Raw genomic sequence first — 25,416 nt, 5'->3', positions numbered from 1 at the left:
GCGTGCACCCCGCGGATGCACGATGTGGTGTGCGCCACCCGGGCGCACGAGAACGCGGGCGAGGGATGCTCCCCCGCCCGCGTTCACCGGGTCAGGACTGGGTCTTGACCTTGATCGAGCCGTCGATGATGCCGGCCTTCACGTCGTCGAGCTCGCCCTGCAGGCCCTTGTCGACCTTGGACTCGAAGTCGTGGAACGGCGCGATGCCGACGCCGTCGTTCTCGAGGGTGCCCACGTACGGGTCCTTCGAGAACTTGTCGTCAGCCGCCTGCTCGACGACGTCCTTCACGGCCGGGCGCATGCCCTTCTCGACCGAGGTGAAGGCGATGTCCTTGTAGCGGGGGTCGGCCTCGTAGAGGTCGCTGTCCGCACCGATCAGGACGGAACCGTTGTCGGCGTCCTTGATGGCCTCGGCAGCGGACTGGTAGATCGGGCCACCGACGGGCAGGATCACGTCGGCGTCCTGGTCGAGGAGCGTCTGCGCGACCGACTTGGCCTGCGTGCCGGCCTCGAAGCCACCGGTGAAGGAGCCCTTGCCGGTGTCGACGTTCCAGCCGACGACCTTGACGTCCTTGTCCTTCTGCTCGTTGTAGTACTTCACGCCGTCCGCGAAGCCGTCCATGAAGATGGTGACGGTCGGGATCTGCATGCCGCCGAAGGTGCCGACGACGCCGGTCTTCGAGTAGGACGCCGCCGCGTAGCCGGCGAGGAACGCCGCCTGCGAGGTGTCGAACGTGATCGGCTTGACGTTCTTCGCGTCGATCGAGTTGTCGTCGATGATGGCGAAGTCGGTGTCGGGGTTCGCAGCGGCCTGCTTCTTCGTGGCGTCGGCCAGGTTGAAGCCGACGGTCACGACGAGGTTGCAGTTCTGGCCGATGAGCTGCTCGATGTTCGAGTCGTAGACGGTGGCGTCCTTCGACTCGGCCTCCTTGTAGGTGGCACCGAGGTCCTTGGCGGCGTCCTTCATGCCCTCGTAGCCGAGCTGGTTGAACGACTTGTCGTCGAACCCACCGGCGTCGGAGACCATGCAGGGGCGGAAGTCGGTCTTCTTCGCCGAGTCGGTGGTGGACGGCGCCGAGGCGCAGCCGGCCAGGACGGCGACGGTGCCGGCGAGCGCGAGGCCGCTGAGGACGACCTGTCGGGTACGAGATGTCACGGGTTGGTTCCTCCGGGGAGCGTGCCCGGACCACGTGCGTTCCGGGCGATCGTGGCGACAGTACACGACCGTCGGGCCGGTACAGGACCCGTTGCGGGGGTCCTGCGGATCGGTTACGGGATCGCGACCCCGCCGAAACGCGCCCGTAACGCGACGTCGCACACAGACCCCCAGTTCGAGGGGTTTGTCGGTGGAGCGCTACAGGACGTCGCCCCGGCCGCTGATCTTCAGCGCATCCACCACACTCTTCACCCGCTGCGCGTTCGCACTGGTGGTGACGAGCAGGGCGTCCGGGGTGTCCACGACGACGATGTCCTCGACGCCGATGAGCGAGATGAGCCGCTGGCTGTGCGAGATCACGATGCCGCTCGACGAGTCCGCCAGGATGCGGGCACCGTCCCCGAGCACGGCGAGGTTGTTCGGTCGACCACCGGACTGCAGCTTGGCGAGGGAGGCGAAGTCCCCCACGTCGTCCCAGTCGAAGTCACCGGGGACGACCGCCATGCGTCCGGCCGCGGCGGCCGGTTCGGCGACCGTGTAGTCGATCGCGATCTTCTCGAGCATCGGCCAGACGGCGTCGACGACGGCGCCGCGGGCCGAGGTGTCCCAGGCGTCGGCGAGTTCGTTGATGCCCGCCAGCAGTTCGGGCTTCGTCCGACCGATCTCGGCGAGCAGCACGTCGGCGCGCGCGATGAACATGCCGGCGTTCCAGAGGTAGTTGCCCTGCTCGACGTACGAGCGGGCGGTGTCCAGGTCGGGCTTCTCGACGAACGACTTCACCGCGTGTGCGGTCGGGGCACCCTCGATGTCGAGCGCGACGGTGTCCGCATTGATGTACCCGAAGCCGATCGCGGGTTCCGTCGGGGTGATGCCGATGGTCGTGACGTAGCCGGCGCGGGCGACGGCGACGGCCTCACGCACCGAACGACGGAAGCCGCGGGCGTCCCCGATGACGTGGTCGGCGGCGAACGAGCCGATGACGACGTCGGGCTCGCGGCGCACCAGGATCGCCGCGGCCAGGCCGATGGCGGCCGTGGAGTCCTTCGGCTCACTCTCGAGCACCACGTTGTGGTCCTCGACGCCGGGCAGCTGCGACTCCACCGCGACCCGGTGCGCACGGCCGGTGACGACCATGATCCGCTGGTCGCCGGCGAGCGGCGCCAGGCGGTCCCAGGTCTGCCGCAGCAGCGAGGTGCCGGAACCCGTCAGGTCGTGCAGGAACTTGGGTGCGTCCGCGCGCGACAACGGCCACAGGCGCGATCCGATGCCCCCTGCGGGGATGATCGCGTAGAAGTCTTCGAGAGCGTCAGCCACGCGCTCACCGTACCGGTCCCACCGGGCGGATCCTGGGTGGTCTCCGCACGATTCCCGCATGCGGGCTCCCGCAGCGTCGGCCGCCGCGTTGTTCACCCGGCGCGCGCGTCCCGTTCACGTCGTCGGCCCCACCGGGTCACGTCACGCCCGGAGCATGGGCAGCACCATGAGCGCACGCAGCGTGGAGCGCGGCACGTCCCCCCGGACCGTCGCCGTCGTGACCGAGAGCTTCCTGCCCACCCTCAACGGCGTGACCACCAGTGTCCTGGCGGTCCTCGACCACCTGGAACGACGGGGTCACCGCGCGGTCGTGATCGCCCCGGACACCCCCGGCCTCGCGCAGTTCCGGTCGCGCAGCGCCGTCGAGCGCTACCGCTCCTTCGACGTCCACCGCATCCCCGCCGTCGCCTACCGCCAGTTCCCGGTGGCACTCCCCCACCCGGTGCTCGACACGATCCTCGCCGCCTCCGGCGCCGACGTGCTCCACGCCGCCAGTCCGTTCCTGTTGGGTGGGCGCGCGATCACGGCAGCCGGGAGGCTCGGCATCCCCTCCGTCGCCGTCTTCCAGACCGACGTGGCCGGGTTCGCCCGCCGCAACGGCCTGACCGCGACCGTCCCGTTGGTGCGGAAGATCCTCGGACGCATCCACGCCGGCGCCTCGCTGACGCTCGCCCCGTCGAGCGCGACGGCCGCGATGCTCGCCGAGGAGGGCGTGCCCCGCGTCGCCCGCTGGGGTCGCGGCGTCGACACCGAGCTGTTCCACCCCGCGCGCCGGTCGACCGGGCACGTGCGGGCACTCCGTCGCCGCCTGGCCCCGAACGGCGAGACCATCGTCGGCTACGTCGGACGCCTCGCCCCGGAGAAGGAGGTCGAGCGGCTCGCCGAGCTCGGCGGTGTCCCCGGCATCCGGGTCGTCGTGGCCGGAGGGGGTCCCTCACGCGCGATGCTCGAACGTCGGCTCCGGCACCTCGACGTCACCTTCACCGGCCCCCTGCGCGGCGACGCCCTCGCCGACGCGTACGCGGCGCTCGACCTGTTCGTGCACACCGGTCCGGCCGAGACCTTCGGGCAGACCCTGCAGGAGGCCCACGCCTCCGGCCTGCCCGTGATCGCGCCGGCGTCCGGCGGCCCGCTCGACCTGGTGGCCCCGGGGCTCGACGGCGAGCTCTACGACGCCGATGCCCCGCAGGCCCTGCGGCACGCGGTCCTGCGGCTGCACCACGACCGCGCGCTGGCGGAGCGGATGGGTTCCGTCGGTCGACTCCGCGTCGAGGGAACCACCTGGGAAGCCGTCGGCGACCAGCTCCTCGACCACCACGACACGGCCCGCACCATCGGCGCGCCGCCCGTCGGACGGGGCCTCCGGGCCGGTCGGGACGAGAAGGTCAGCGCCCGCGCATAGGATGGGTCGTGTTCCACACGAACACGAACGGCAAGGGCTCGCCGATCGGGCGAGCCCGTCCTATGGAAGGACGAGCTCATGGCTGAGCACACCGGCGGGGGTACGGCGACCGCGGTGCCCGACGCACGTATCGATGGGGAGCGTATCGATGCTCCACGGGCTTCTCGGACGCCACAGGGCACGCTCTACCGCGGTTCGATCGGGATGTGGTCGTGGGTCCTCCACCGCATCACCGGCGTGGCGATCTACTTCTTCCTGCTCGTGCACATCCTCGACACGGCGCTCGTGCGGCTCTCACCCGAGGCTTACAACGCGGTCATCGGCACGTACAAGACCCCGCTCATGAACCTCGGCGAGATCGCCCTGGTGATGGCCATCGTGTTCCACGCCTTCAACGGGCTACGGATCATCCTGATCGACTTCTGGTCGAAGGGCCCGAAGTACCAGCGGGCCATGTTCTGGATCGTCATGGTCCTGTGGGCGGTGGCGATCGCGGGCTTCCTGCCCCGCCAGCTCATGAACCTCGTCGCGGACTTCAACTGAGGGGCACGAAGATGACCACGCAGATCGTCGAACCTCCCCGCTCGGCCGCAGCCGCCCGCAGCACCACCAACTGGGAGAAGTGGGGCTGGATCTACATGCGCGCCTCGGGCGTGCTGCTCGTCGTGCTGATCTTCGGCCACCTCTTCGTCAACATGGTGGCGGGCGAAGGCGTCAAGCAGATCGACTTCGCCTTCGTCGCCGGCAAGTGGGCCAACCCCTTCTGGCAGGTCTGGGACTCGCTCATGCTGGTCCTCGCGCTCATCCACGGCTCGAACGGCATGCGCACGATCGTCAACGACTACGTGTCGAAGCCCGGCATCCGCAAGACCCTCCTCGTCGCGATCCTGGCCGCCTGCGTCGTGCTGATCGTCCTCGGGCTCCTCGTCTGCTGGACCTTCGACCCGTGCCCCGCCGGCGCCGCTGCCGCTGACCTGCCGTCCTTCTGCCCGGCGCAGTAGCACCACCACCGCTGCTGCCCGCGTTCCCACCGTCTACGGAAAGACCCCTGTGACCGAGACCACCGTCCACCACCACCAGTTCGACATCGTCATCATCGGCGCCGGAGGCGCGGGTATGCGAGCCGCGATCGAAGCCGGCCCGAAGGCGAAGACGGCCGTCATCTCGAAGCTCTACCCCACCCGGTCGCACACCGGCGCCGCGCAGGGCGGGATGGCCGCGGCCCTCGCGAACGTCGAAGAGGACTCGTGGGAGTGGCACACCTTCGACACGATCAAGGGCGGCGACTACCTGGTCGACCAGGACGCCGCCGAGATCCTCGCGAAAGAGGCCATCGACGCCGTCATCGACCTCGAGAACATGGGCCTGCCGTTCAACCGCACGCCCGAGGGCAAGATCGACCAGCGCCGTTTCGGTGGCCACACCCGCGACCACGGCAAGTCCCCGGTCCGCCGGGCCTGCTACGCAGCAGACCGCACCGGGCACATGATCCTGCAGACGCTGTTCCAGAACTGCGTGAAGCTCGGCGTCGAGTTCTACAACGAGTTCTACGCGCTCGACCTCATCATGGTCGACGTCGTCGGTGACGACGGTGTCACCCGCCAGCAGCCGGCCGGCGTCGTCGCGTTCGAGCTCGCGACCGGTGAGCTGCACGTCTTCCACGCCAAGGCGATGATCTTCGCGACCGGCGGCTTCGGGAAGATGTACAAGACCACCTCGAACGCGCACACCCTGACCGGCGACGGCGTCGGCATCATCTGGCGCAAGGGCCTGCCGCTCGAGGACATGGAGTTCTTCCAGTTCCACCCGACCGGGCTCGCCGGGCTCGGCATCCTGCTGACCGAGGGCGCCCGCGGCGAGGGCGCCATCCTCCGGAACGCCTCGGGCGAGCGCTTCATGGAGCGGTACGCCCCCACCATCAAGGACCTCGCACCCCGTGACATCGTCGCTCGCTGCATGGTGCAGGAAGTCGCCGAGGGTCGGGGTGCCGGACCGAACAAGGACTACGTGCTGCTCGACTGCACGCACCTGGGCGCCGAGGTCCTCGAGACGAAGCTGCCGGACATCACCGAGTTCGCACGCACCTACCTCGGCGTCGACCCCGTCGTCGAACCGGTGCCCGTGATGCCGACCGCGCACTACGCGATGGGCGGGATCCCGACGAACGTCAAGGCCGAGGTCCTGTACGACAACACCACCGTCGTCCCCGGCCTGTACGCCGCCGGCGAGTGCGCCTGCGTCTCCGTGCACGGCTCCAACCGCCTCGGCACCAACTCGCTGCTCGACATCAACGTCTTCGGCAAGCGCTCGGGCAACAACGCCGCCGAGTGGGTCCAGACCGCCGAGTTCCTCCCCCTGCCGGAAGACCCGGCGGCCGGCGTCCGCGGCATGCTCGACCAGCTCCGCGCCTCGACCGGCACCGAGCGCGTCTCCGCCCTCCGCAAGGAACTGCAGGAGGAGATGGACAAGAACGCGCAGGTGTTCCGCACGGACGAGTCACTCGCCCGCGTCACCGAGACCCTGCACACGCTCCGCAACCGCTTCATGCAGGTCTCCGTGCAGGACAAGGGCAAGCGGTTCAACACCGACCTGCTCGAGGCCGTCGAGCTCGGGTTCCTGCTCGACCTGGCCGAGGTCGTCGTCTACTCCGCGCGCAACCGCAAGGAGAGCCGCGGAGGCCACATGCGCGACGACTACCCGAAGCGCGACGACGAGAACTACATGCAGCACACCATGGCCTACCTGACGGGCGACCCGCACTCGTCACTCGCCGACGACCACATCACGCTCGACTGGAAGCCCGTCGTCATCACGCGGTACCAGCCGATGGAGAGGAAGTACTGAGATGACCGACACCCTGGTCTCCGACGCACCCCGCACCGGCACCGTGCAGGACGCTCCTCCCGGATCCTTCTCCGTCACGGTCATCGTCCGTCGCTTCGATCCCGACGTCGACGACGAGCCGCGCTGGCAGGACTTCGACGTCATGATGCTGCCGACCGACCGCATCCTCGACGCCCTGCACAAGATCAAGTGGGAGCAGGACGGGTCCCTGACCTTCCGCCGCTCGTGCGCACACGGCGTCTGCGGGTCCGACGCCATGCGCATCAACGGTCGCAACCGCCTGGCGTGCAAGACCCTGATCAAGGACCTCGACGTCTCGAAGCCGATCTACGTCGAGGCGATCAAGGGCCTGCCGCTCGAGAAGGACCTCGTCGTCGACATGGAGCCCTTCTTCCAGAGCTACCGCGAGGTGCAGCCGTTCCTGCAGTCCTCGTCGGCCCCGACGCCCGGCAAGGAGCGCGTGCAGTCCGTCGCCGACCGCGCCCGCTTCGACGACACCACGAAGTGCATCCTGTGCGCCGCGTGCACGTCGTCCTGCCCGGTGTTCTGGACCGACGGGCAGTACTTCGGCCCCGCAGCGATCGTGAACGCACACCGGTTCATCTTCGACTCCCGCGACGACGCCGCGAACGTCCGTCTCGACATCCTCAACGACAAGGAAGGCGTCTGGCGCTGCCGCACGACCTTCAACTGCACCGACGCGTGCCCCCGTGGCATCCAGGTGACGAAGGCGATCTCCGAGGTCAAGCAGGCGATCATGCGCGGCCGGGCGTAGTCCCGGCTCCGTCCAAGGCCCAGCACCACGCCGACCGATAGGCTCCCGACCATGACGTTCGCGGACACCCGCCCCATCCTCGACCAGCTCGGCTACACGACCCGGTACGTGCAGCTCCCCGGCGAGACCCTGCACGAACCGCCGGTCGAGGGGGCGCTCCGCATCGTCCAGACCGACGCGTCCGGCTACGCGCTCGAGGTCGTCGACTACGGCACGGCTCGACGTCTCGCGCAGGCCACGGGCGAGGACGACGCGGTGGAGATGCTGCGCCGGTTCCTGAACCGTCCGTTCCCGGAGCCGCGCGACATCCCCCGGGACGAACTCGAGGGGCTCCGTGACCGTGCGGCGTCGACCTACCCGCAGCTCGCGCAGCAGGTCGCGCAGGCCGGCGAGCAGGGGCTGACCATCCAGATCCCGGCCGGCGTCCCCGTCGACCGCATCGGTGGCCCGGACGGCTACCTGCTGCACCCGCTCGACACCCCGCTGCCCAATCGGTCGCTCCCCCCGCACGTGGCCTCGTCGCCGGAGACCCACCGCTACGTCGTCGACCGGCCGTTCCTGGTGAACGTCCGTTTCGTCCAGCCGTGGTTCGAGCAGCCGGGCGGGGCCCTGCGCTTCCAGATCGCCGACCCGTCAGCCACCGTGCGTGACCTGGTCGTCGACGGCGCGCTCGTCCGTCTCCGGGTGGTCTGAGCCCTCCGACACACGAACAGCCCGCCCCACGCTCGACGCGTGGGGCGGGCTGTTCTCGTTCGTGGAGCTACCGCAGGTCGGGGCGGTCGTACTGCGCGCCGGCCGGGTTCGACGGCAGGCAGCCGAACACGATCGCGGCGGCGCTGACGAAGAGCGCGATGAGCCAGAACGGGCCTGCCAGGTTCGCATCGTGCACGCGACGCCAGCCCAGGGCGATGCCCGGCACGATCGTGGCGAGCCACCAGAGGAAGTAGAGCCCGAGCAGCACGAAGGCGAACGGAGACGGCGCGCTGCTCCCCGTGGGGTTGCCGTACTCGTCGACGGCGCCACTCGCCCCGACCGTCGCGAAGAGGACGGCGTAGAACCCGCCGAACAGCACGATGGTCACGATGGCGTTGGCGAGCACCGCGTACCAGAACTCACCCCGGCTGGCGCGGCCGTCGAACCGGGCGTACTTCTTGAAGAACCGGGTGAACGCGTCGAGGAACCCGATGCCGTACCACGGTGCCCAGAGCGGCGGGACCCCGTCGGGACCGAGCGGGATCGGCTGCGCGAACTGCGGGTACGCACCGACGTACGGCTGCGCGTACGGCTGCTGCCCGTAACCCTGCTGCTGCCCGTAACCCGGCTGCTGCCCGTAACCCGGCTGCTGCCCGTAGCCCGGCTGCTGCCCGTACCCAGGCTGCTCGCCGGAACCGGGCTGCTGCCCGTGGCTCGGCTGCCCCTGCGGCTGATCGCCGTTCGGCTGGCCCCACTGGGGCGTCCCGTCGTTGCTCATCGGTTCGTCTCGGGCCGGTCGTAGCGCGCGCCCTGCGGGTTCGACGGCAGGAGGCCGAAGACGATGCCGGCGACGCCGATGAACAGCGCGATGATCCAGAGCGCCCCGGAGAGGTTCGCATCGTGCAGACGTCGCCAGCCGAGGGCGAGCGACGGCACCAGGGTCGCGAGGCCCCAGAGCGCCAGCAGGACGAGCACGACCCAGAAGACCGGCGGAACCGGGTCGACCACGGTGATCTCGTTGCCGTAGTAGTCGACGGTCCGGGAGTTGAGCGTGGTGAGGCGGATGACCGTCCCGATGACCACGAGTGCCCCCGTGACGATCGCGTTCGCCAGGAACCACCACCAGTACTCACTCCGGCTCGCACGACCGGTGAACGTGGCGTACTTCGCGAAGAAGCGCGCGACTGCCTTCGGGAACGAGATCCCGTACCACGGGGCCCATCGCGGCGGCGTCCCCGCGGCGTCGGTCTGCTGACCGGTCTGCTGCGGGGCCGCCCACTGCTGCGTGCTCTCGGTCATCGGGCGCCCTGCGGACGGTCGAAGCGCGCACCCTGCGGGTTCGAGGGCAGCAGGCCGAAGACGATGCCGACGATGCCGACGAAGATCGCGATGATCCACAGCGCGCCCGTCAGGTTCGCGTCGTGCAGGCGGCGCCAGCCGAGGGCGAGCGTCGGGACGATGATCGCGAGGCCCCAGAGCAGGAACAGGATGCCCGAGATGACGAACAACGCCGACGGCTCGGTGACGGTCGACTGGACGCTGGTGGACGTCGAGGACGACATCGACACGGTCGAGCGCTCGGAGGTCGCGAAGCCGATGCCGTACAGGATGCCGAGGACGATGCCGACGATCGCGTTCGCGAGGTACCACCACCAGAACTCGCTCCGGCTGGCCCGACCACTGAACGTCGCGTACTTCTTGAAGAAGCGGCCGACGGCCTTGCCGAACGAGATCCCGTACCACGGCGCCCAGAGCGGCGGTTCGCCGTTCGGTCCGGTCGGCGGCTGCTGACCGTACTGCGGTGCGCCGCCGAACTGGGAGTTCGGCTGGCCGTTCGGATCCTGCGGGTACTGGTCGCTCACGTGGTCCCCCTCGAGTGTTGGCTGATGTTCACGGTCGAGTCAACCAGAACTCCTGAGGGGCCGTCAGAACCGACGCGGGCGGTACCCCTGCTGTGGGCGGTCGTACTGCTGGCCCTGCGGGTTCGACGACATCAGGCCGACGATCAAGGAGAACAGGATGCCGATCGGCGGGATCACGAACAACAGCGCGAGCAGGCCGCTGAGGTTCACGTCGTGCAGGCGCCGCACGGTCAATGCGATGAAGCCGAGCGCGCAGGCCAGGCCCCAGAGGCTGCCGAGACCGTCCGAACCGTCGTCGATGAACGGCAGCAAGTTGAACCCGTTGCCGATGATGCCCGCGGCCGCCGAACCGATCAGGTACCAGAGCGCCCAGAACCAGTACTCCGACTGGCTGGCCCGGCCGTCGAACCGCACGTACTTCTTCCAGAAGCGCAGGAACGCCTGGGGGAACGGGATGCCGTACCAGGGCGCCCAGAGCGGCGGCTCGGACCTGCCGCCACTCGGCCGCCCCGGACCGGGCTGCGCGGACTGGCCGTACGGGTCCCGGGGCGGGTACTGGTCACTCATCGTGGGGTTCCTTCCGGCGGGGCTGTCGGTCCACACAGAGTGTGGCACTCCCCCGAGCCGGCGAGCGTCATCCGTGCGAACGACTCTGGCCCCGACCGTGCACGTGACCCGACCGTGCGGTCAGGGCAGGAGCGCGAGCTTGCCCCCGGGGTGCCCTGACTCCAGCAGTTCCGCCGCCGCCTTCGCCTCGGACAGCGGGAACGTCCGTCCCACCGGGACCTCGAGCTGCCCCGCACCGGCGAGGTCGATGAGGCGCTGCCGCACCGAGTCACGGAACGCCTTGCTGGCCGGCTGCGCGCCGCCCACCGCGGCGATGCCGTCCGATGCAGCCCGCGCCTGCGCGGCGATCGTGACGATGCGTGACCGGTCCGCGACCAACGCGAGCGAGACGTCGACGGCCTCGTCGGTGCCGACGCAGTCCAGTGCCACGTCGATGCCGGAGGGTGCGAGGTCACGGACACGGGCCTCCAGGCCATCGCCGTACTGGACCCACTCGCCACCGAAGCGTCGCACGACGTCCGCACCACGTTCCGACGCGGTGCCGATGACGCGGGTGCCGAGCAGCCGCAGCTGCTGGAGCAGGCTGACGCCGACCGCGCCCGAGGCGCCGTGCACCAGGACGGTGTCGCGCCCCTCGGCACGGGTGACGCGGAGCATGTCGGCGGCGGTCGAGCCGGCGAGGAGCAGGTTGGCGGCCTCCGGGAAGCCGAGCGACGCGGGCTTCGCGAAGACGTCGGCCGCGGGCACCGTGACCGACTCCGCCCAGCCGCCGCTGATGCGGAACGCCAGGACCTCGTCGCCGACCGCTCCCCCGCCGGACGCGATCTGCGTGTCGGGGCCGACGGCGGACAGGACGCCGGCGACCTCGTACCCGACGGCGATGGGCAGGTCCGCGGGATCGCCCTGGCGGGTGTGCTTGGTGTCCGCCGGGTTCATGCCGGCGGCGCGGACGGCGATGGTGACCTCGCCGGAGGCGGGCGCCGGCACCTCGGTGTCGACGTACTCCAGGACTTCGCTGCCGCCGAACCGTGGGGCCACCCAGTGCTTCGTCATGCGTGCGACGGTACGCCGATGGCCTGCTGGCGTGACGAGCCACGATCGACTGACCGGCCTCGCGCTGCCCTTCCGGCACGACGCCGGATGGTCACGAGTGCTCGCGCCGGTCAGGGCGTGGTCGCTTCCGTAGCTCCTGGTACCAGGCGGAGCCCTCGACACGGCGGACGAAGTCTTCGACGGCCGCCTCGCGGTCGCCGCTCTCGCGAGTCGATTCATCCGTGCCGCGATCGCTGGTCGTGGACACTCGCCATCCGTACCGTTCAGCTCCGCACGCGACTGACTCATGGAATGACCACCGCCTTTCGGACAAGCGTCGGACGCCAACCGAGGTCGAATCTCCGTGCCGGGCCAGGCGCAGTGGTGCGAGTCACGCTCGCCGGCATCGCCGTCTTCGGACAGCCAGGCTCGGCGCACACCCGGGGCCGCGGAAGGACGAATCGAGTGATTCGGGACTAGATGCTTCCCACTTGTGTACCCGGAGAAGACCCACTCACGATCTCGATCACCTCGGCGAGCGAACGCTCCCGGACCCAAGCAAGCCGGTAGACCAGTGACCACTCGATGTCGGAGAGCGTTCGCACGATGTGTTCCTCACCGTCGATGTGCCACCGAAGCTCTCTGTCTGAATTGTCCTCAATCAGGTCGACTCCTGCAGGCGTCATCGCCTTCCCGTCGAACCACGGCGCATCATTTCGGGCTTCACCTTCTCGCACCAAGACGTAGCGCTCGGCGTCGGCCAAACAGCTGAACCACGCGAGAGGCCAGCTGCTCCCCTTGTCACGAATCTCGAACTTGTACCCAGAGCCGTCGGAAGCAATCCGGAAAGCGGTCTCCGGTGTGCCGTACTCGAAAACGATCCGCTCATCGCGCTTGATGCCGGGTATCGAAGAGAGGTCCGGCGGTTCATTGCCCACGAACGCTCCGAGCAGATCGGCGTCAAGTCGCCGAAGGCCAGTCCGATCAATCAAGCGTGAAAGCCCTTCTCGTCATCGACGGCAGCATTCCTTCGTCAGGTCTGCTCCGCAGCATCGTCATCGCATCGACCGGAGTTCCGCGTGAGGTCACGACCTGTACGTGCGGACCGCCGCCCGGCTGACCGAATGCCGCGTCGATACGACTCACCTTGAGCTCCCGCCCGCGATCCCGGTCGACCGCGTCGGTGGGCCGGATGGTTGGCTCCTCAACCCGTTCGGCGCGTCGTTCGAGTCGAGGCCACTCCCGCCCAACGCCTTGTCGCTCCCGTCGAGCGTGCACCCTCACGTCACCGACGGCATCGTGCTCGTGCATGCGCAGATCACACTTCCGTGGTTTGGCAGCCCGGCGGAGCGATCCGGTTCTCCATCGCCGAGGACACCGTGACGATCCGGGACCTGCTCGTCTGCGGTCAGCTCCGGAGGATGCCCGGCAGCGACTGATCAGACGGTGGCATCGGCGAACGCTGCACGGCCATCCCACAAGTGCTCGGGCTTGCCTCCGAAGCACTTCTGCCGACCGTCCGATTCGGCACGAAAGAACACTCGATCCGCACGGACCCACTTCGGATAGCTCATCGTCCTCAGTCATCTCACGGAGACAGCTCGGTGAATCTCGGTGACGTCGTTCGCCTGCAGGGAGGCCCACACTTCATCCACAGCGGAAGCGGAATCCAGCGTTTCGTCAGCAATGAGATAACGGCCGCCGTTGCCCGGCTGGACACGAACACGAGAGGTCGACGTCTGCACGATTCCAAGACGATCAGAAACCCACGTGCGCTGCCCGATTACCGGCGCGAACTTGCCTCGTCCTTCGGCTGCCACGGCAGCGTCATCGTCATAGACCGCTGCCGAATCCGGATCCCAAGCTGACACGAGGCCCCGCAGTACGCCCTCGACGAGGTCGGAGTCGATCGAGAGACGCTCTCCGTCGCGCAGTGGACCCGCGATAGTGATCTGCACCGTGTTGGAAGGCATGCGCTTCACTGCCCTCGCGGATCCGACCCGGAATCTCAGCGCAAGATGACCAGCGCTGCCCTCGCGGTACACGTTCAGGATGTACCCGCGTGCCGGGAATGCGACCCCCTCGGCGTCACGGTAGACGTGTGCGGAGAGCACCAAGGCGAGAGTTGCAGGATCCGGTAGGATACTGCGGTCATCGTCGGTGAGCGTCCACCCGTCGCCAGGGCCAAGGAATTCGTCGTACGCGGCGAGCTGGTCTGCGATTCGTCCAGCCAAGTGTCCGGGCAGCTCTTCTCGTGCGTCCCACACGGCACGAGCGTTCACCTGCGCAGTCCGGAGCCAAGAAGGAAAAGGCATCCGACAAATACTCCGTTCTCATCGGCGTCAAGATGACCGTCAGATCATCGCCGTCGTTCCCCACGCCTCGAAGAAGCCGTCGAACGGCGTCCGCTGCGTACGGATCCCACACATGCCATTCTAATCGAGCCCCTTCAGGCAAGGCGGCGATCTGGTCCTCGGCCTGCTCGATCATCTTGGGAATCCGCTTGCTCCAGTACGGACCAGACGGGTCCGCGAACGCAATTCCTCGGTCCAATGCCTTCGCATCGAAGAACACCTGCTGTAGGGGGTGTCCGCGTTCAGTCATGCCGTCGAAGTCGACGGTAGCGCCGTCTTCCGTACCGCGTGCCCGTCAGCGGTCCGGCACTACGGTCCACCGCTCCTCGATCACCGAAAAGTCCGACACCGCGAATCGCTCCACAATCTCGCGCCCTCGAGGAGCCCAGGTCGTGGAAGGTTCCGGAACGCGCCCAATCACCACAGAGACCCGAACTGAGTTAGTGCCCGAGGAACTTCTTGCGGAGCTCCTTGTGCCGGACGAATCCTTGCACACGGTTCACAAAATCGTCGACGGCTGCGGAGCGGTCCGAATAGTCGTTGACGGACTCCTCCGTGCTTCGTTCGTTCGTCGTTGAGACCCGCCATCCGTCTGCAGTCTTGTAGATGCAAGAGGTGTCCACGTCGTTGGAGGGCCGCCGCATCCAGCAGAAGGGAACACCTGCGGCTTCGGCAAGGGCGAGTTCGCGCGTGGCGTCGATGTCATCCATGAGTTCGTCCTGTTCTCAGTGCCGAAGGAGTTCGCGGAGCACGCCGAGCGCCTGGAGGATCCCGAGCGGCAGCGGCATCTCATCGGTTCAGCGCCAATCCCAGGAGAACTTTCACTCGAGCGCGTCGAGCGCGTCGAGCGCCGAGGGATCCAGGTCTGAGTGAAGTCGCGAGAAGTTCCCCTTGACCAGATCCATCCCGCAGATCAAGTCGTTGTCGACGGAGGCCCAGTCGATCTGTGACAGCGTCTCATAGTCGCGCATGACCTCCTCGAGATCACGGTGAACCGTGTCGGGAAGCGACTCCGCTTCGATCCAGGACTCACCGGGTGTCGCACTGCGCCCCTTCCCGATCAGTTGCACTACTGCTTGGCTGAGAGCGACATCCACGACCAAGTGCGGTCCTTCCGTTCAGGCCAGGTCGCCCGGGCGGGGCTGAATGCCGGATCCACCTTCACGCTCTTTGTGATCGCCGGGTTGTTCTTCAGAGGCGGGATCCGCTCCCAATCGTTCCTCCACCGCCGCCCGTACCCAATATCCGTTGTTACGCTCGTGGCATGACGTTCGAACAGCTTCGCGCTGACCTCGATGGCCGGGGCTTCGGCCTGGAGCTGGTAATCCTCCCTGGCGATCCGCCAGCCGGGCCCCCTCCCGAGGGTGCACTCCGGGTGGTGCAGGTCGGGCAGGCCTTCGAAGTGCAGTGCATCGACTACGGGCAGCCTCGGGTCGTCGTCAAGGCCCCTGACGAGGACGCGATCGGGCGAGCACTTCTGGGGTTCCTCGACCGGCCGATCCCGCCGGTGCTGACGATGGCCCCGTCGGAGGTCTCCGCGATCGAGGACAGACTCGCTCCGTACTATCCGCAGCTCCGCGAGCAGATCACGGCGAGTGGTGGTGCGAGCTTGATCCAACTCCCGCCTGGGATCCTCGTGGACCGCATCGGCGCGTTCGACGGCTGGCTCTTGACCCAGCTCAACGCTTCGTTCGAGTCTCGCTCCCTGCCGCCGACGGCGCTTCGGGAGCCTTCCGGAGTGCACCAGTTCGTGACCGAGGCGACCGTGCTCGTGCGAGCATCGATCGTGCCTGCCTGGTTCGGACAGCCCGGCGGTGCCATCCGCTACACGATCGCCGACGAGTCTGTGACCATCCGCGACCTCCTCGTCGAAGGTTCTCTTCGACGGATCTCCGTGCCTGTCAAAGCGCAGACTCCTTAGCCAAGCCGAAGCGATCGAGCGCGACTCGGGGATCGGTTTCCGGTCTACCGGACTCGATGACGGAAGCCCTTCTGGTCATCGACCGCAGAATTCCTTCCTTAGGTCTGCCCCGCAGCATCGTCATCGCATCGACCGGATTTCCACCTGAGGTCACGGCCTGCACCTGCAGACCGCCACCCGGCTAACCGAATGCCGTGCTCGTGCATGCGCAGACCACACTTCCGTGATTCGGGCAGCCCGGCAGAGCTCCGGAAGATCACCGGCAGCGACTGCTCCGACAGTGGGATCGGCGAACCCTGCGCGGCCATCAGCCGCAAGCGTTCGGGTTGCCTCCGAAGCCACTTCTCACTCGGGGAGGGCCGCCCCCGAGAATGCTCGCCGAGAGTCGACCTCGAGCGCACCCCGTTCGATGTCAGCTACGGGTACCCGCGCGACCGTTGCGAACTGCACCGCCGGGGCGATGAACCGCCCGCCTCCGAACCACGCTCGGTGAGGAGATCCGCGGACCGTCCATTCCAGAAGGTTCCTCTCGTTCTCCACACTCAGCGACATCCCATCGGGGAGTTCCTCGGGACGGTCGAGGAGCCAGTGCCCCAGCTCAAGGCCGGCCCGATAGCGAAGGGCACCAGACGCTGAAGCGGCAATCCGCCGCGCAGCGTCCTCGCCTGCTTCGAACGCCACCCCGGTCCAGTCACCGGATCCCCTGTCGCCTTTCCACGCGTGAACTGCTCCGCCTCGAACGACGTAGCGCTCCAGCGTCTCCCGATCACCGAACTCGACGAGCCCCGGCTCCGTCACGACCAGATCGTGTCCAGCGCGGCGCAGGAGGTCTTCGAGGAGTTCGAGGTGCGGGATAGCGATGCGTTCGTCCCTCACGACGGGATGCCGAGCTCGCGGAGGTCCGCAGACGAGCGGAAACTCACGGGAGGACCGGGGTCGATGAACCTGACTTGGCCCCCTTCCTGATGCCCGAATGCTGGAGCGATCTCGCTCACCTCGATCTTCAGCCCCTGCCCCTCGAAAGCAGCGGCGTCAAAGTCGTACGTCCGGTAGGCCTCGCTGAGGTTGGACGGTGGAAGGGCGCGCTGTTCGAACGAGGTCCCCGCGAACGAGAAGAAGTTGCCGGACTCCTTGCCCAGCCGGTCGAGTTTTGAGCCGTATCGCTTGACGAACCCGTGCGGATTTAACCAGTTGATGAGGTGCCCGGCGACGGCGTCAGCGTTGCCGGGGTCCTCGGGCAGGTACGACTGCCGTTCCTCGTTCCAGTCGATGTAACGGTCTTCCCAGCTGTCCCGCGTGAGGTAATTGCCGTCGGCGTCCTTACCGTATTCGTCGTATCTCCGTGCCGATCGAAGCGCAGACTGGGTAGCGACAATCGGTTCGGGCACCCGTGCGCTGAGACCGGTGACAGCAGAGTGGCCCCGAGCTGGATCAGTCACCTGACGAACGCCTTTATTGTGATCATGGGGCCAGCCCGGCTCGCGGGTCTCCTTCGAGGAACTGCGCAGCGTCGACCGCCGCACCGTCGGGAGCGATGATCTGCACCTGAAGACCGCCGCTGGGCTTGGCAAATGCGGGGTCGATCCGACTGACCTCGATCGAGTACCCGTTACCCCTGAGCGCGACGGTGTCGATGTGGAACACGGAGTCGAGTACCGCACAATGCGCTGCAGGTCAGCAGTCCGGCAGGGAGCCAAGGACTGCCTACCGTGCGGCCGAAGACGCAGCTGCGGCGAACGCTGCGCGGGAATCAGCCGCAAGCGCGCACGATTCGATCAGCGCGATGGGCACGCGCGCCACGGTGGAGAATTGCAGCGCCGATCCCTTCGGGAGCGCGCCGCCGAACCGGGCTCGGTGTTCCGTTCCCGAAGCGACCCACCGGAGGACGATACCGTCGCCGTCAGGGTGCAACGCAAACCCTTCAGGGAGCTCCTCTTCGCGGTCGAGGAGCCAATGTGCGATCGGCAAACCACGGGCCTCGCGCAGGTATCCGCTGGCGTCCGCGACGATCCACCGTTCCGCATCAGCCGCCGACTCGAACTCTGTGCCTGTCAGCGCGCCCGTCCCTCGGTCTCCGCGCCACTCGACCACCGAGGTGTCCGACACCGCGAACCGCCGCATCGTCTCGAAATCGCCGTACTGGACCCTGTGCGGCTCGACGACGACGCGGTCGTTCCCGGCCCGCCGGAGGGCACTCTCGAGGAGTTCCAGGTGACGAAACACCCCCGGAGGGTCCTTGATCATGACAGGACCCCGAACCTCTTGAGGTCAGTTACGGAAACGAACTGGGGAGGATCTCCGGGCCGGAAGAAACGCACCTGCAGTCCCCCGCCAGGATGGCCGAAGGCCGGAGCGATCTCGCTCACCTCGATCTTCAGCCCCTGCCCCTCGAAAGCAGCGGCGTCGAAGTCGTACTTCCGATAGGCATCGCTGAGGTTGGACGGTGGAAGGGCGCGCTGTTCGAATGAGGTCCCCGGGAAGGAGAAGAAATTGCCGGACTCCTTCCCGAGCCGGTCGAGTTGCGGGCCGTACTGCTCGACGAACCTGTGCGGATCCACCCAGTCGATGCGGTGCCCGGCGACGGCGCCGGCGTTGCCGGGGTACTCGGGCAGGTACGACTGCCAGTCCTCGTTCCAGTCGATGTACCGGTCTTCCCAGCCGTCCCGCGTGAGGTAGTTGCCGTCGGCGTCCTTGCCGTACAGGCCGTTCGGATTGCCCCAGTCGTCGACGAGAGCGCGCACTTCGTCGCTCATCCCCGCGCCCTTGTACGTCGGGTCGTCAGGAGCTCGGTAGTTCTCACCGAGCTCGTCGAAGTGGAGGTGCGGCTGGCCGTAGCCGGGCCGCTCGGCATCGCCCCGGGCCGACTCGTCACGCTCCCAGCCGGGACCACTGGGATCGTCGGAGAACACCGGGTCCGTCGAACGGTCGTAGTGGTGCGGGGGCGGAGTCCCGGACCCGTCGTGCCCGTCGCCGTCCGGCCGACCACCACCGGCGCCGTGATCGGCATCCGTGCCGTGGCCCGACCCACCGTGCCCGGCCGAATCGCCCCCGTGCCCTGCCCCGCCGTGCGACCCCGACGTTGAACCGCCGTCGCCTGTCGTCGTCTCACCGTGCTCCCCGCGCCCACCGGCCCCCACGAGCGCCGGCTCCCGCTCCGGCGCGTGCACCGTCGCGTCGCCGCCGTCGGCCCGCGCATTCGCGTCGCTCCCCGCCCGCACGTCCGTGTCCGCCTCGGTCCGAGCAGGCGGCACCTCGACGTCGGTGTCGCCGTGCCGTCCGTGCAGGTAGTCACCGAGCCCGGTCTTGAAGTCGGCGAGGCGCCCGGTCGACCCGACGGCGTCGTCACCGACACCCTTGGTCATGATCGTCTTGAGCTCATCGAGCCTCGGCAGCACCTTGGTCAGGCCCTTCGAGACCCACGCGCCGGCGTCGACGAGGTCGAGGTACTTGCCGGCCTTGCCGACGGCCCCCGCGACTTCGCCGACCTTGCCGACGGCGCCGAGCTTGCCCGCCTGCCCGACGATCGGGACTGCGATCGAGCCGATCCCCCACAGCGCCTGCCCGGCGGCACGACCGGGGTCCCTGCCCCATTCGTCCCAACCGACGGTGGCCTTGATCACCTGGGTCCACGCCTCACGCTGGAGGTCGGGGTCCTTCTGCATGGTCTGCGTGTTGACGCCGGTGAGGGCGAGGACTCCGCTCCACGACGTCGCCGCGGTCTCCAGGTGGAAACCCGTGCCGTCCAGACCGACGAGGGTGCCGAGCCCCTTCACGGTGCCCCAGATGCCGTCGACGACGACGGCCTTGAGCATGTTCGGCAGGAAATCGACGGTCTTCTCGGAGCACGATTCCTTGCGCTCCGACGCGGTCCCCCACGGCAGCTTCGTGCCGGCGGGCAGTTCGTCGTACCCGTATGCCAGAGCGTCGTCCGAGCCACTGCCGCTCATGGCGTGCAGCGGTTGCAGGCCGGACAGCCCGCGGATGGTGTTCGCGCAGGTGCGCTCGGCAGCCTGGTAGGCCACCACCTGGGCGGCGACGCCGTTGATGATCGCGTTGTTCTCGTCGGTCAGGGTCTCGTCCTGGTCCCAGGACTCGACAGTGGCGTTGTTGCCGTACTCGGTCGTCGCGGTCTTCGGGGTGAACGCATCGACGTCGCGGTGCAGCTGCTCGGCCCGCGTGACGTACGCCTTGAGCGCGGCGACGATCGGCGTGACCTCGGTGACGAACGTGTCGAGCGCCTTCGCAGCGGTGTCCAGGTCGTCGCCGAACGTCGTGCCCTGGGGCCCGATGGGCGTCATGACCGCGAAGAGTTCCTGGTCGCTCGGGCCCTCGTAGGAACCGGAGATGCCGCTCCAGGCGGTGACGATGTCGGCCGTGCCGTCGCGGACGGCGGACGCGACGGTTCGCAGCGAAGCGGCGCCGCTCGTGATCGCCTCGAGCTGGACGTCCGTGTACGGGATGGCTCCCGTCTTGACGACGCCGGTCACCGGTCGAACATCCCGTCGAACGCGCGGAAGTCGCCGTTGGTGGACGCCGTGACGGCGTTCGCCTGTGCCGTGGCAGCACCCATCTCGTCGTCGCCGTGGACGATGGCACGTGTCGCGCCGGCAGCGCCGTACAGCGACGCCTGGATCCGGTTCTGGATCCCCGTCAGTGTGGCCTGCCGGTGTTCGAAGAACCCGGCGAGCGCCTCACCGATCACCTGGGACTGTGCTGCCGTCGCTGCGTCCTGCACGACTGCTCCGACGCCCTGGATCGATCCGTCCGCGGATCCGCCCAGAGCGTTGTTCATCGTCGTGGTCTTGGTCGACACGTCCGTCAGCACAGCTTCGACCCCGGCGGGGTCGACCCGCCATCCGTCGACCACGTCAGCCGATGTTGCCGACGGCCGACTTCGCCTTGCTGATGGCCGACTGCGCCGACTCGTCGTTCGACTGCAGCGATGCACGCAGCGTGGCGATGATCTGCTTGACCTCGCCGGCGACGGTGTTCCACCGCTGTTCCTTGGCGTGGTACTCGTCCGAGACGCCGTCGGCCTGGTAGTCGGCCATGGCTGCCTTCACGTCCGAGTCACGCTGCGCGATGAGCGACTCGAGCTGCGCCGCCACGGCGTTGAAGTTGTCCTGTGCGTTCTGCGAGGCCGCGACGTCGTAGTCGCGACGATCTGCCTGGTTGCCACCGCTCATGGTGTTCTCTCCCTCTCCCCGAAGATCCGTCAGGCGCGGCCGCTGAAGCGGGCCGCGTCGAAGTTCGAGCTGCCCTCGAGCGAGCTCGTGGACTGCGCCATGTCCTGGTCGCCTTCCTGGAACGAACGGTCCATGCCCGAGATGCCCTGCAGCACGCTCGCGAGCGCACCGTTCAGCTCGTTGGCGATGGTGTCGGTCTCGGCCTTGAAACGGTCGAAGGCCGCTCGACCGGCACCGTTGAACCGACCCTGCAGCGGCTCGGCCGAGTCGGCCAGCTTGCGGACGAGCGTCCCCAGGTCACCGGAAGCACCGGACGTCTGCTTGGTCAGGTTGGTCAGGACCTGAGCCCCCATCGCGAACTTCATCGCGCATCCTCTCCGTCGTTCCCCCACCCCGAACGGGTGACAGCGAATACCCGCAGCGTAGACCACGTCCGCCGCGCGCGTCACCCCCGGGTTCTGACATGATCGTTCCTGCCGAGGGGAGGTGGGGCATGTCGTCGATCGTGGTCGAGTCCGTGGTGCCCGTGCTGACCTGTGGTCGCTGCGGGCTCGCGACGAGCCAGGGCCAGCGCTTCTGCACCGACTGCGGCGCCCTCCTCGGGCGCACGGTCGGCTCCGCCGAGTACGACGCCCTGCAGGGCGTCGCCACGGCGCCGGCCGGTGCTGTCCTCCTCGCCCGGCTGGTGGACGTCGTCGTCTGCCTGCTCGGTGGTGCCGCCGGCGCCGCCCTCCTCTTCCTCGCCCACACCGCGGTCCCCTCCTCCGCCCCCGTGGGCACCGCCGTCGCCGGCGCGGTCGCCGGGCTCGTCGTGACGACCGCGATCGTGGTGATGCGTGCCTCCAGGACGGGCCGCGGGCCGGGCGGGCTGCTCCTCGGTACGCGCGTCGTCGACGTCGACGACGCGCTGCCCGCCGGGCCCGTCCGACAGCTCGCCCGGCTCGGTGGCCGTCGGCACGGGCGTGCGCCCGGAGCCGGCCCGTGGGCCGCGGCGACGGGCACGCTGACCGCGTCGCTGCACCGTGGACGAGAGCCGCTCGACCCAGCGGTGCCCGCGCTCGGCACGGCCTTCGGTGCCGCCGCGTCGGCGGGTGTCCGTCCGGGGTCGACGCCGCTGCCCGGAGGCGCGGTGCAGGCTGGTCTCGACGCCACCCGTCGTGCGGGGTTCGGTCCCACCCCCGCGGCCGGGTTCGCGGCGGTGCCCGCGCCGACCGCACCGGTGGCCGATGACTCGGTACCGCCCGACGCGGTCGTCCTGCGGTTCGACTCCGGCGCCGTGCACTGGTTCGGCGGAACCTGCGTGATCGGCCGGAACCCCGAGGCGGAGCCCGGCATCGCGACGGTCGCGGTGCCGGACCTGTCGCGCACGCTCTCGAAGACGCACGTCGCCCTCGTGCAGGCCGGCGGAGTCGTCGTGCTCCGCGACCTCGGTTCGACCAACGGCACCTCGGTGGTCCGTCCGGACGCCTCGTTCGAGGACCTCGTCCCCGGAGTGGACCTGCCCGTGCCCGCCGGCTCGACGGTCCGGATCGGGGACCACGCGTTCGTGGTCGACCGCGTCGGAGCCGCGACGTGAACCCGCTCCGACGCGACACCGCCGGGGACGACCGCCCGGTCGCGAAGCACCCGCTCATCGACTCGGCGGGCGACGGCAGCATCCGCTACGAGACCCGCGCGGGGATCGTGCGGCTCGGACGTGCCCAGGCCGACCTGCTCGCCACCGCGGCAGGCGAGGGCGCCCGCCCGATCCTGGTGACCGACGGCCTGTCCGTCGTGACCGAGGCCTTCCGCCAGGCGTTGCTCGACTGCGGCGGGGCGTGGGTCGTCCGCGGTGACGACGGCCTGCGGAACGGACTCGACGGCGGACGACTCGACGACTTCACGGACGCGCTCCGGACCGGCCCGCCGACCTCGGTGCAGGACGTCGCCGTCGGGTACCTGCGCCCCTGGACGCCGACGGCGGAGCAGCTCGTCGTCTCGGTGTCCGTCCGGCACCGGGCCGCGGACGAGACCGTCCTCGGGGGCACCACCGAGCTGCTCGCGACGGAGCTCGCCGGGGCGGCACCGACCGGCTGGGCGACGCACGAGCCCGCGGGTCGCGCGTGGGACCGACGCACGCTCACCGAGGCCGCTCGCTCGCGGATGCCCGACCCCACGCGGTTCCTCGCCGTCGGTTCGCCCGACGCGCCCCTCGCGGTGACGATCGTCGCGCAGCGCACCGAGCACGGCGTCGAGGAGCTCACCACCGGGCTGCTCGCGGTCGGTGCACCCGGGGACACCGTCTCCGAGATGCGGGTCGCCGCCGTCCCGCAGGTGCTCGGGCGGCTCGCCACGACGCAGCTGCCGCTCTTCGCCCTGGTGCTCCGGCGCCCGGGCCGCGCGGACCTCGCGCAGGCGCCGCGCCTGTCTCCGCCCCCGCTGCCGGTCGCGATGCTCCTCGGTGCGCCGGCGGTCCGGCAGCTCGACCTCGACGTCGAGGCGATGCGCGACCGCTTCGGCGCCGTCATCGCCGGGCGCCCTCGGATCCCGGCGCTCGTGCTGCCCTTCGGGCGGCAGCAGGACCGCACCCCGGTCGACGAGCTGGCCGACGTCATCGACCACATCGGGCCCGACCGCGTCGCCGACGCCGTCGGGATGGACGACCGGACGAGGGAGCAGGTGCAGCGTGCCGCGGAACAGTGACTCGATCCTGCTGGAGAGCGTCTCGACGCACCGCCGACGACTCCGGCAGGCGTTCGTGCTCGGGCGCCTCGCCGACCGCCGGTTGGTGAACGACAACGTCAAGCGGTTCATCGGCAGCGTGGTGCTCGCCGCGGTCGTGGGGGTCGGGTGCCTCGGGTACTCCTTCGTCACGAACGCGCTGGCGCAGCAGGCCGCCCAGCAACAGGCGCAGCAGACACCGCGACCGGTGCCGACCACGCAACCCCAGCAGGAGACCAGTTGAGCGACTTCACCCGCGTGACCGTCGTCGGTGTCGGCCGCCGTGCCGACGTCGTCGTCGCCTCCGACGAGCCGTTCGCCGGACTGCTGCCGCGCCTGGTCGACATCCTCGACGAACCGATCGCGGACAGCGCGCAACCCGTCGCCCTCGTGCGCGTCACCGGTGAAGAGGTGTCCCTGGCCGCGGACGCCGCGACGCAGGAGATCGCCGACGGCGAGGTCCTGCACCTGGTCCGTCGCGCCGATGCACCGCCCCCGCCCGAGGTCTCCGACGTCACCGACGCCGTCGCGGACTCGCTCGGCCGTCGTCGCGACGGCTGGGGCACCGCCGCACGCCAGTCCGTCGCCGCCGCAGCCCTCGGGGCCACCGCCTCGGTCGCGGGCACCCTCGTGGTCGCCGCGTTCACCGTCGCCTCGGTCCGAGCCGCGTTCGACGGCGGGACCGTCTCCCCCGCACTGTTGCCGTCCGTGCTCGTCGGCAGCGGTGTGGTCCTGGCGATCGCGGCGCTCGTCGCGGGTCGTGCAGGGGCCCGCTGGACCGGCATCGCCCTCACCGCCGCGGCCACCGGGCTCGCGCTGCCGATCGGGTTGGCCGTCGGACCGGTCGTCGGACGGGACGGCGACCAACCCGCGATGGTCGCCGCCCTGGTGCTCGTCTGGGCGTGGATCGCGCTCGGCCTCGGACTCGGCGTCGGGCAGCGCACGCGGACGATCGGCGTCGCGGCCGTCGTCGGCGTCGTGCTCCCGCTGCTCGGCATGGTCACCTGGCTCACTCCGGCACCGCAGGCCGCCGGCTGGGGCGTGGTCGGGATCGCAGCCATCGCCGTCTGCGGGCTCCTGCCCTCGGTCGCGATGTCCTCCGCCGGACTGACCGGCCTCGACGACCGGGTGAGCGGCGGCGAGCCCGTCGCCCGCGCCCGCGTCGTCACGGCGCTCGAGGACGCGTACCGGGCACTGGACTGGACGACCGCCGCGGTGGCCGCCCCCATCGCCCTCGCCGGCGCCGCACTCGTCTCCGACCGCGACCCCTGGGCCGTCGGGCTCGGCGCCGCGGTGGTCGTCGTCGCCGCACTCCGCACGCGCGCCTTCCCGCTGACGCTGCAGGGCGTGCTGCTCTGGAGCGCCGTCGTGGTCGCCGCGGTGCTCGGGCTCCTCGGTCACGCCACCACCGCGCCGTTCCAGGTGCTCGGCTCGCTCGCCGGCCTCGGGGTGCTCGGAGCCCTGCTCGCCGGGGTCCGGCCGGCCGCACACCAGCGAGCCCGCCTGCGGTCGCTCGGCAACGTCCTCGAGACGATCTCGGTCGTCGTGGCACTGCCGCTGCTGCTCGGCACCTTCGGCCTCTTCGCCGCGCTCCTGGAGACGTTCTGACC

30 protein-coding genes and 1 pseudogene are annotated in these 25,416 nt (G+C 69.2%); 12 read left to right on the top strand and 19 right to left on the bottom strand.

The window, feature by feature from the left end:
- Positions 1 to 91: 91 nt before the first annotated feature.
- Both DEJ27_RS03910 and DEJ27_RS03905 read right to left on the bottom strand, forming a co-directional pair.
- On the bottom strand, positions 92 to 1,156 hold the full coding sequence (locus DEJ27_RS03910) for a BMP family protein (protein WP_027466452.1): 1,065 nt from the start codon (positions 1,154 to 1,156) through the stop codon (positions 92 to 94).
- Positions 1,157 to 1,354: 198 nt separating this feature from the next.
- Complete coding sequence (locus DEJ27_RS03905) at positions 1,355 to 2,470, bottom strand: mannose-1-phosphate guanylyltransferase (protein ID WP_110861300.1); 1,116 nt, start codon at positions 2,468 to 2,470, stop codon at positions 1,355 to 1,357.
- Positions 2,471 to 2,636: 166 nt separating this feature from the next.
- On the opposite strand from DEJ27_RS03905, the gene DEJ27_RS03900 reads away from it, so the two are divergent.
- The 6 genes from DEJ27_RS03900 (at position 2,637) to DEJ27_RS03875 (ending at position 8,184) form a co-directional block, all read left to right on the top strand.
- The gene (locus DEJ27_RS03900; protein WP_258370289.1) at positions 2,637 to 3,872 is read left to right on the top strand and encodes a glycosyltransferase family 1 protein; all 1,236 of its coding nucleotides are present in this window, start codon (positions 2,637 to 2,639) and stop codon (positions 3,870 to 3,872) included.
- 78 nt (positions 3,873 to 3,950) lie between these two features.
- Positions 3,951 to 4,415, top strand: coding sequence for a succinate dehydrogenase, cytochrome b556 subunit (gene sdhC / locus DEJ27_RS03895; RefSeq protein WP_110861304.1), 465 nt, complete (start codon positions 3,951 to 3,953; stop codon positions 4,413 to 4,415).
- 11 nt (positions 4,416 to 4,426) lie between these two features.
- Positions 4,427 to 4,873, top strand: coding sequence for a succinate dehydrogenase, hydrophobic membrane anchor protein (gene sdhD / locus DEJ27_RS03890; RefSeq protein WP_027466446.1), 447 nt, complete (start codon positions 4,427 to 4,429; stop codon positions 4,871 to 4,873).
- A gap of 49 nt (positions 4,874 to 4,922) precedes the next feature.
- Entirely contained in the window at positions 4,923 to 6,716 is a 1,794-nt protein-coding gene (gene sdhA, locus DEJ27_RS03885; protein ID WP_110861306.1) for a succinate dehydrogenase flavoprotein subunit, read from the top strand.
- Between the two features lies 1 nt (position 6,717).
- Complete coding sequence (locus DEJ27_RS03880; RefSeq protein WP_110861308.1) at positions 6,718 to 7,491, top strand: succinate dehydrogenase iron-sulfur subunit; 774 nt, start codon at positions 6,718 to 6,720, stop codon at positions 7,489 to 7,491.
- 51 nt (positions 7,492 to 7,542) lie between these two features.
- Complete coding sequence (locus DEJ27_RS03875) at positions 7,543 to 8,184, top strand: TNT domain-containing protein (protein WP_111090366.1); 642 nt, start codon at positions 7,543 to 7,545, stop codon at positions 8,182 to 8,184.
- Positions 8,185 to 8,251: 67 nt separating this feature from the next.
- On the opposite strand, the gene DEJ27_RS03870 is transcribed toward DEJ27_RS03875, so the two are convergent.
- The 6 genes from DEJ27_RS03870 to DEJ27_RS03840 form a co-directional block, all read right to left on the bottom strand.
- Positions 8,252 to 8,962 (bottom strand): DUF805 domain-containing protein, encoded by a 711-nt coding sequence (locus tag DEJ27_RS03870; RefSeq protein ID WP_181430085.1) that lies wholly within the window; start codon positions 8,960 to 8,962, stop codon positions 8,252 to 8,254.
- Positions 8,959 to 9,483: a DUF805 domain-containing protein gene (locus tag DEJ27_RS03860; protein WP_111090365.1), complete on the bottom strand. Its 525-nt coding sequence runs from the start codon at positions 9,481 to 9,483 to the stop codon at positions 8,959 to 8,961. Before DEJ27_RS03860 ends, DEJ27_RS03870 begins: the two co-directional genes overlap by 4 nt.
- Complete coding sequence (locus DEJ27_RS03855) at positions 9,480 to 10,046, bottom strand: DUF805 domain-containing protein (RefSeq protein WP_111090364.1); 567 nt, start codon at positions 10,044 to 10,046, stop codon at positions 9,480 to 9,482. Before DEJ27_RS03855 ends, DEJ27_RS03860 begins: the two co-directional genes overlap by 4 nt.
- A 63-nt stretch (positions 10,047 to 10,109) precedes the next feature.
- Positions 10,110 to 10,613 carry a DUF805 domain-containing protein gene (locus DEJ27_RS03850; protein ID WP_111090363.1) on the bottom strand — a complete coding sequence of 168 codons (504 nt, stop codon included), beginning with the start codon at positions 10,611 to 10,613 and terminating at the stop codon, positions 10,110 to 10,112.
- Between the two features lie 120 nt (positions 10,614 to 10,733).
- Entirely contained in the window at positions 10,734 to 11,666 is a 933-nt protein-coding gene (locus DEJ27_RS03845; protein WP_111090362.1) for an NADP-dependent oxidoreductase, read from the bottom strand.
- A 455-nt stretch (positions 11,667 to 12,121) separates the two neighbouring features.
- Entirely contained in the window at positions 12,122 to 12,583 is a 462-nt protein-coding gene (locus tag DEJ27_RS03840; RefSeq protein WP_111192685.1) for a hypothetical protein, read from the bottom strand.
- 160 nt (positions 12,584 to 12,743) lie between these two features.
- Between DEJ27_RS03840 and DEJ27_RS18135 the strand changes: the two are divergent.
- Positions 12,744 to 12,929 (top strand): annotated as a pseudogene (locus tag DEJ27_RS18135) (hypothetical protein); the annotation flags it as partial.
- Positions 12,930 to 13,228: 299 nt separating this feature from the next.
- Here DEJ27_RS18135 and DEJ27_RS17440 read toward each other — a convergent pair.
- From DEJ27_RS17440 to DEJ27_RS03825, 3 genes are all read right to left on the bottom strand, one after another.
- Positions 13,229 to 13,912, bottom strand: coding sequence for a hypothetical protein (locus DEJ27_RS17440; RefSeq protein ID WP_146238566.1), 684 nt, complete (start codon positions 13,910 to 13,912; stop codon positions 13,229 to 13,231).
- Positions 13,913 to 14,439: 527 nt separating this feature from the next.
- Positions 14,440 to 14,709 (bottom strand): hypothetical protein, encoded by a 270-nt coding sequence (locus tag DEJ27_RS03830; protein WP_110861326.1) that lies wholly within the window; start codon positions 14,707 to 14,709, stop codon positions 14,440 to 14,442.
- Between the two features lie 111 nt (positions 14,710 to 14,820).
- Positions 14,821 to 15,096 (bottom strand): hypothetical protein, encoded by a 276-nt coding sequence (locus DEJ27_RS03825; RefSeq protein ID WP_110861328.1) that lies wholly within the window; start codon positions 15,094 to 15,096, stop codon positions 14,821 to 14,823.
- Positions 15,097 to 15,263: 167 nt separating this feature from the next.
- Here DEJ27_RS03825 and DEJ27_RS03820 point away from each other — a divergent pair, with 167 nt between their 5' ends.
- Entirely contained in the window at positions 15,264 to 15,920 is a 657-nt protein-coding gene (locus tag DEJ27_RS03820; RefSeq protein WP_110861330.1) for a TNT domain-containing protein, read from the top strand.
- Positions 15,921 to 16,265: 345 nt separating this feature from the next.
- Here DEJ27_RS03820 and DEJ27_RS03815 read toward each other — a convergent pair whose 3' ends face one another.
- The 8 genes from DEJ27_RS03815 to DEJ27_RS03790 are packed head-to-tail and all read right to left on the bottom strand — an operon-like array spanning position 16,266 to position 21,471.
- Entirely contained in the window at positions 16,266 to 16,796 is a 531-nt protein-coding gene (locus DEJ27_RS03815) for a hypothetical protein (RefSeq protein WP_110861332.1), read from the bottom strand.
- The gene (locus DEJ27_RS17690; RefSeq protein ID WP_181420100.1) at positions 16,793 to 17,359 is read right to left on the bottom strand and encodes a TNT domain-containing protein; all 567 of its coding nucleotides are present in this window, start codon (positions 17,357 to 17,359) and stop codon (positions 16,793 to 16,795) included. Before DEJ27_RS17690 ends, DEJ27_RS03815 begins: the two co-directional genes overlap by 4 nt.
- A gap of 22 nt (positions 17,360 to 17,381) precedes the next feature.
- A complete protein-coding gene (locus DEJ27_RS17685) occupies positions 17,382 to 17,564 on the bottom strand; it encodes a hypothetical protein (protein WP_181420101.1) in 183 nt (60 codons plus the stop codon).
- A gap of 60 nt (positions 17,565 to 17,624) precedes the next feature.
- Complete coding sequence (locus tag DEJ27_RS17435; protein WP_110861336.1) at positions 17,625 to 18,164, bottom strand: hypothetical protein; 540 nt, start codon at positions 18,162 to 18,164, stop codon at positions 17,625 to 17,627.
- Positions 18,161 to 20,407 carry a TNT domain-containing protein gene (locus DEJ27_RS03805; protein WP_111090359.1) on the bottom strand — a complete coding sequence of 749 codons (2,247 nt, stop codon included), beginning with the start codon at positions 20,405 to 20,407 and terminating at the stop codon, positions 18,161 to 18,163. The genes DEJ27_RS17435 and DEJ27_RS03805 overlap by 4 nt, the downstream gene beginning before the upstream one ends.
- Positions 20,404 to 20,787 carry a DUF6507 family protein gene (locus DEJ27_RS03800; protein WP_110861340.1) on the bottom strand — a complete coding sequence of 128 codons (384 nt, stop codon included), beginning with the start codon at positions 20,785 to 20,787 and terminating at the stop codon, positions 20,404 to 20,406. Before DEJ27_RS03800 ends, DEJ27_RS03805 begins: the two co-directional genes overlap by 4 nt.
- 1 nt (position 20,788) lies before the next feature.
- Positions 20,789 to 21,106: a pore-forming ESAT-6 family protein gene (locus DEJ27_RS03795; protein ID WP_027466434.1), complete on the bottom strand. Its 318-nt coding sequence runs from the start codon at positions 21,104 to 21,106 to the stop codon at positions 20,789 to 20,791.
- Between the two features lie 29 nt (positions 21,107 to 21,135).
- A complete protein-coding gene (locus tag DEJ27_RS03790; RefSeq protein WP_110861342.1) occupies positions 21,136 to 21,471 on the bottom strand; it encodes a WXG100 family type VII secretion target in 336 nt (111 codons plus the stop codon).
- A gap of 98 nt (positions 21,472 to 21,569) precedes the next feature.
- On the opposite strand from DEJ27_RS03790, the gene DEJ27_RS03785 reads away from it, so the two are divergent.
- The 4 genes from DEJ27_RS03785 to DEJ27_RS03770 are packed head-to-tail and all read left to right on the top strand — an operon-like array spanning position 21,570 to position 25,414.
- A complete protein-coding gene (locus tag DEJ27_RS03785) occupies positions 21,570 to 22,682 on the top strand; it encodes an FHA domain-containing protein (protein ID WP_111090358.1) in 1,113 nt (370 codons plus the stop codon).
- Complete coding sequence (locus tag DEJ27_RS03780; protein WP_111090357.1) at positions 22,679 to 23,788, top strand: DUF6177 family protein; 1,110 nt, start codon at positions 22,679 to 22,681, stop codon at positions 23,786 to 23,788. The genes DEJ27_RS03785 and DEJ27_RS03780 overlap by 4 nt, the downstream gene beginning before the upstream one ends.
- Complete coding sequence (locus DEJ27_RS03775) at positions 23,772 to 24,050, top strand: hypothetical protein (RefSeq protein WP_110861350.1); 279 nt, start codon at positions 23,772 to 23,774, stop codon at positions 24,048 to 24,050. The genes DEJ27_RS03780 and DEJ27_RS03775 overlap by 17 nt, the downstream gene beginning before the upstream one ends.
- Entirely contained in the window at positions 24,047 to 25,414 is a 1,368-nt protein-coding gene (locus DEJ27_RS03770) for an EsaB/YukD family protein (protein WP_181430084.1), read from the top strand. The genes DEJ27_RS03775 and DEJ27_RS03770 overlap by 4 nt, the downstream gene beginning before the upstream one ends.
- Positions 25,415 to 25,416: the final 2 nt, after the last annotated feature.

This window comes from Curtobacterium sp. MCPF17_018 (assembly GCF_003234135.1).
GTDB lineage: Bacteria > Actinomycetota > Actinomycetes > Actinomycetales > Microbacteriaceae > Curtobacterium > Curtobacterium flaccumfaciens.
This window is presented reverse-complemented; position numbering and strand designations above follow the sequence as displayed.

Excerpts from the sequence above, each read along its gene's own strand:
- DEJ27_RS03900 (WP_258370289.1), top strand. The coding sequence starts at position 2,637 with ATGAGCGCACGCAGCGTGGAGCGCGGCACGTCCCCCCGGACCGTCGCC.
- sdhC (WP_110861304.1), top strand. The coding sequence starts at position 3,951 with ATGGCTGAGCACACCGGCGGGGGTACGGCGACCGCGGTGCCCGACGCA.
- sdhD (WP_027466446.1), top strand. The coding sequence starts at position 4,427 with ATGACCACGCAGATCGTCGAACCTCCCCGCTCGGCCGCAGCCGCCCGC.
- DEJ27_RS03880 (WP_110861308.1), top strand. The coding sequence starts at position 6,718 with ATGACCGACACCCTGGTCTCCGACGCACCCCGCACCGGCACCGTGCAG.
- DEJ27_RS03875 (WP_111090366.1), top strand. The coding sequence starts at position 7,543 with ATGACGTTCGCGGACACCCGCCCCATCCTCGACCAGCTCGGCTACACG.
- DEJ27_RS03870 (WP_181430085.1), bottom strand. The coding sequence starts at position 8,962 with ATGAGCAACGACGGGACGCCCCAGTGGGGCCAGCCGAACGGCGATCAG.
- DEJ27_RS03860 (WP_111090365.1), bottom strand. The coding sequence starts at position 9,483 with ATGACCGAGAGCACGCAGCAGTGGGCGGCCCCGCAGCAGACCGGTCAG.
- DEJ27_RS03850 (WP_111090363.1), bottom strand. The coding sequence starts at position 10,613 with ATGAGTGACCAGTACCCGCCCCGGGACCCGTACGGCCAGTCCGCGCAG.
- DEJ27_RS03845 (WP_111090362.1), bottom strand. The coding sequence starts at position 11,666 with ATGACGAAGCACTGGGTGGCCCCACGGTTCGGCGGCAGCGAAGTCCTG.
- DEJ27_RS03830 (WP_110861326.1), bottom strand. The coding sequence starts at position 14,709 with ATGGATGACATCGACGCCACGCGCGAACTCGCCCTTGCCGAAGCCGCA.
- DEJ27_RS03820 (WP_110861330.1), top strand. The coding sequence starts at position 15,264 with ATGACGTTCGAACAGCTTCGCGCTGACCTCGATGGCCGGGGCTTCGGC.
- DEJ27_RS17435 (WP_110861336.1), bottom strand. The coding sequence starts at position 18,164 with ATGATCAAGGACCCTCCGGGGGTGTTTCGTCACCTGGAACTCCTCGAG.
- DEJ27_RS03795 (WP_027466434.1), bottom strand. The coding sequence starts at position 21,106 with ATGAGCGGTGGCAACCAGGCAGATCGTCGCGACTACGACGTCGCGGCC.
- DEJ27_RS03790 (WP_110861342.1), bottom strand. The coding sequence starts at position 21,471 with ATGAAGTTCGCGATGGGGGCTCAGGTCCTGACCAACCTGACCAAGCAG.
- DEJ27_RS03785 (WP_111090358.1), top strand. The coding sequence starts at position 21,570 with ATGATCGTTCCTGCCGAGGGGAGGTGGGGCATGTCGTCGATCGTGGTC.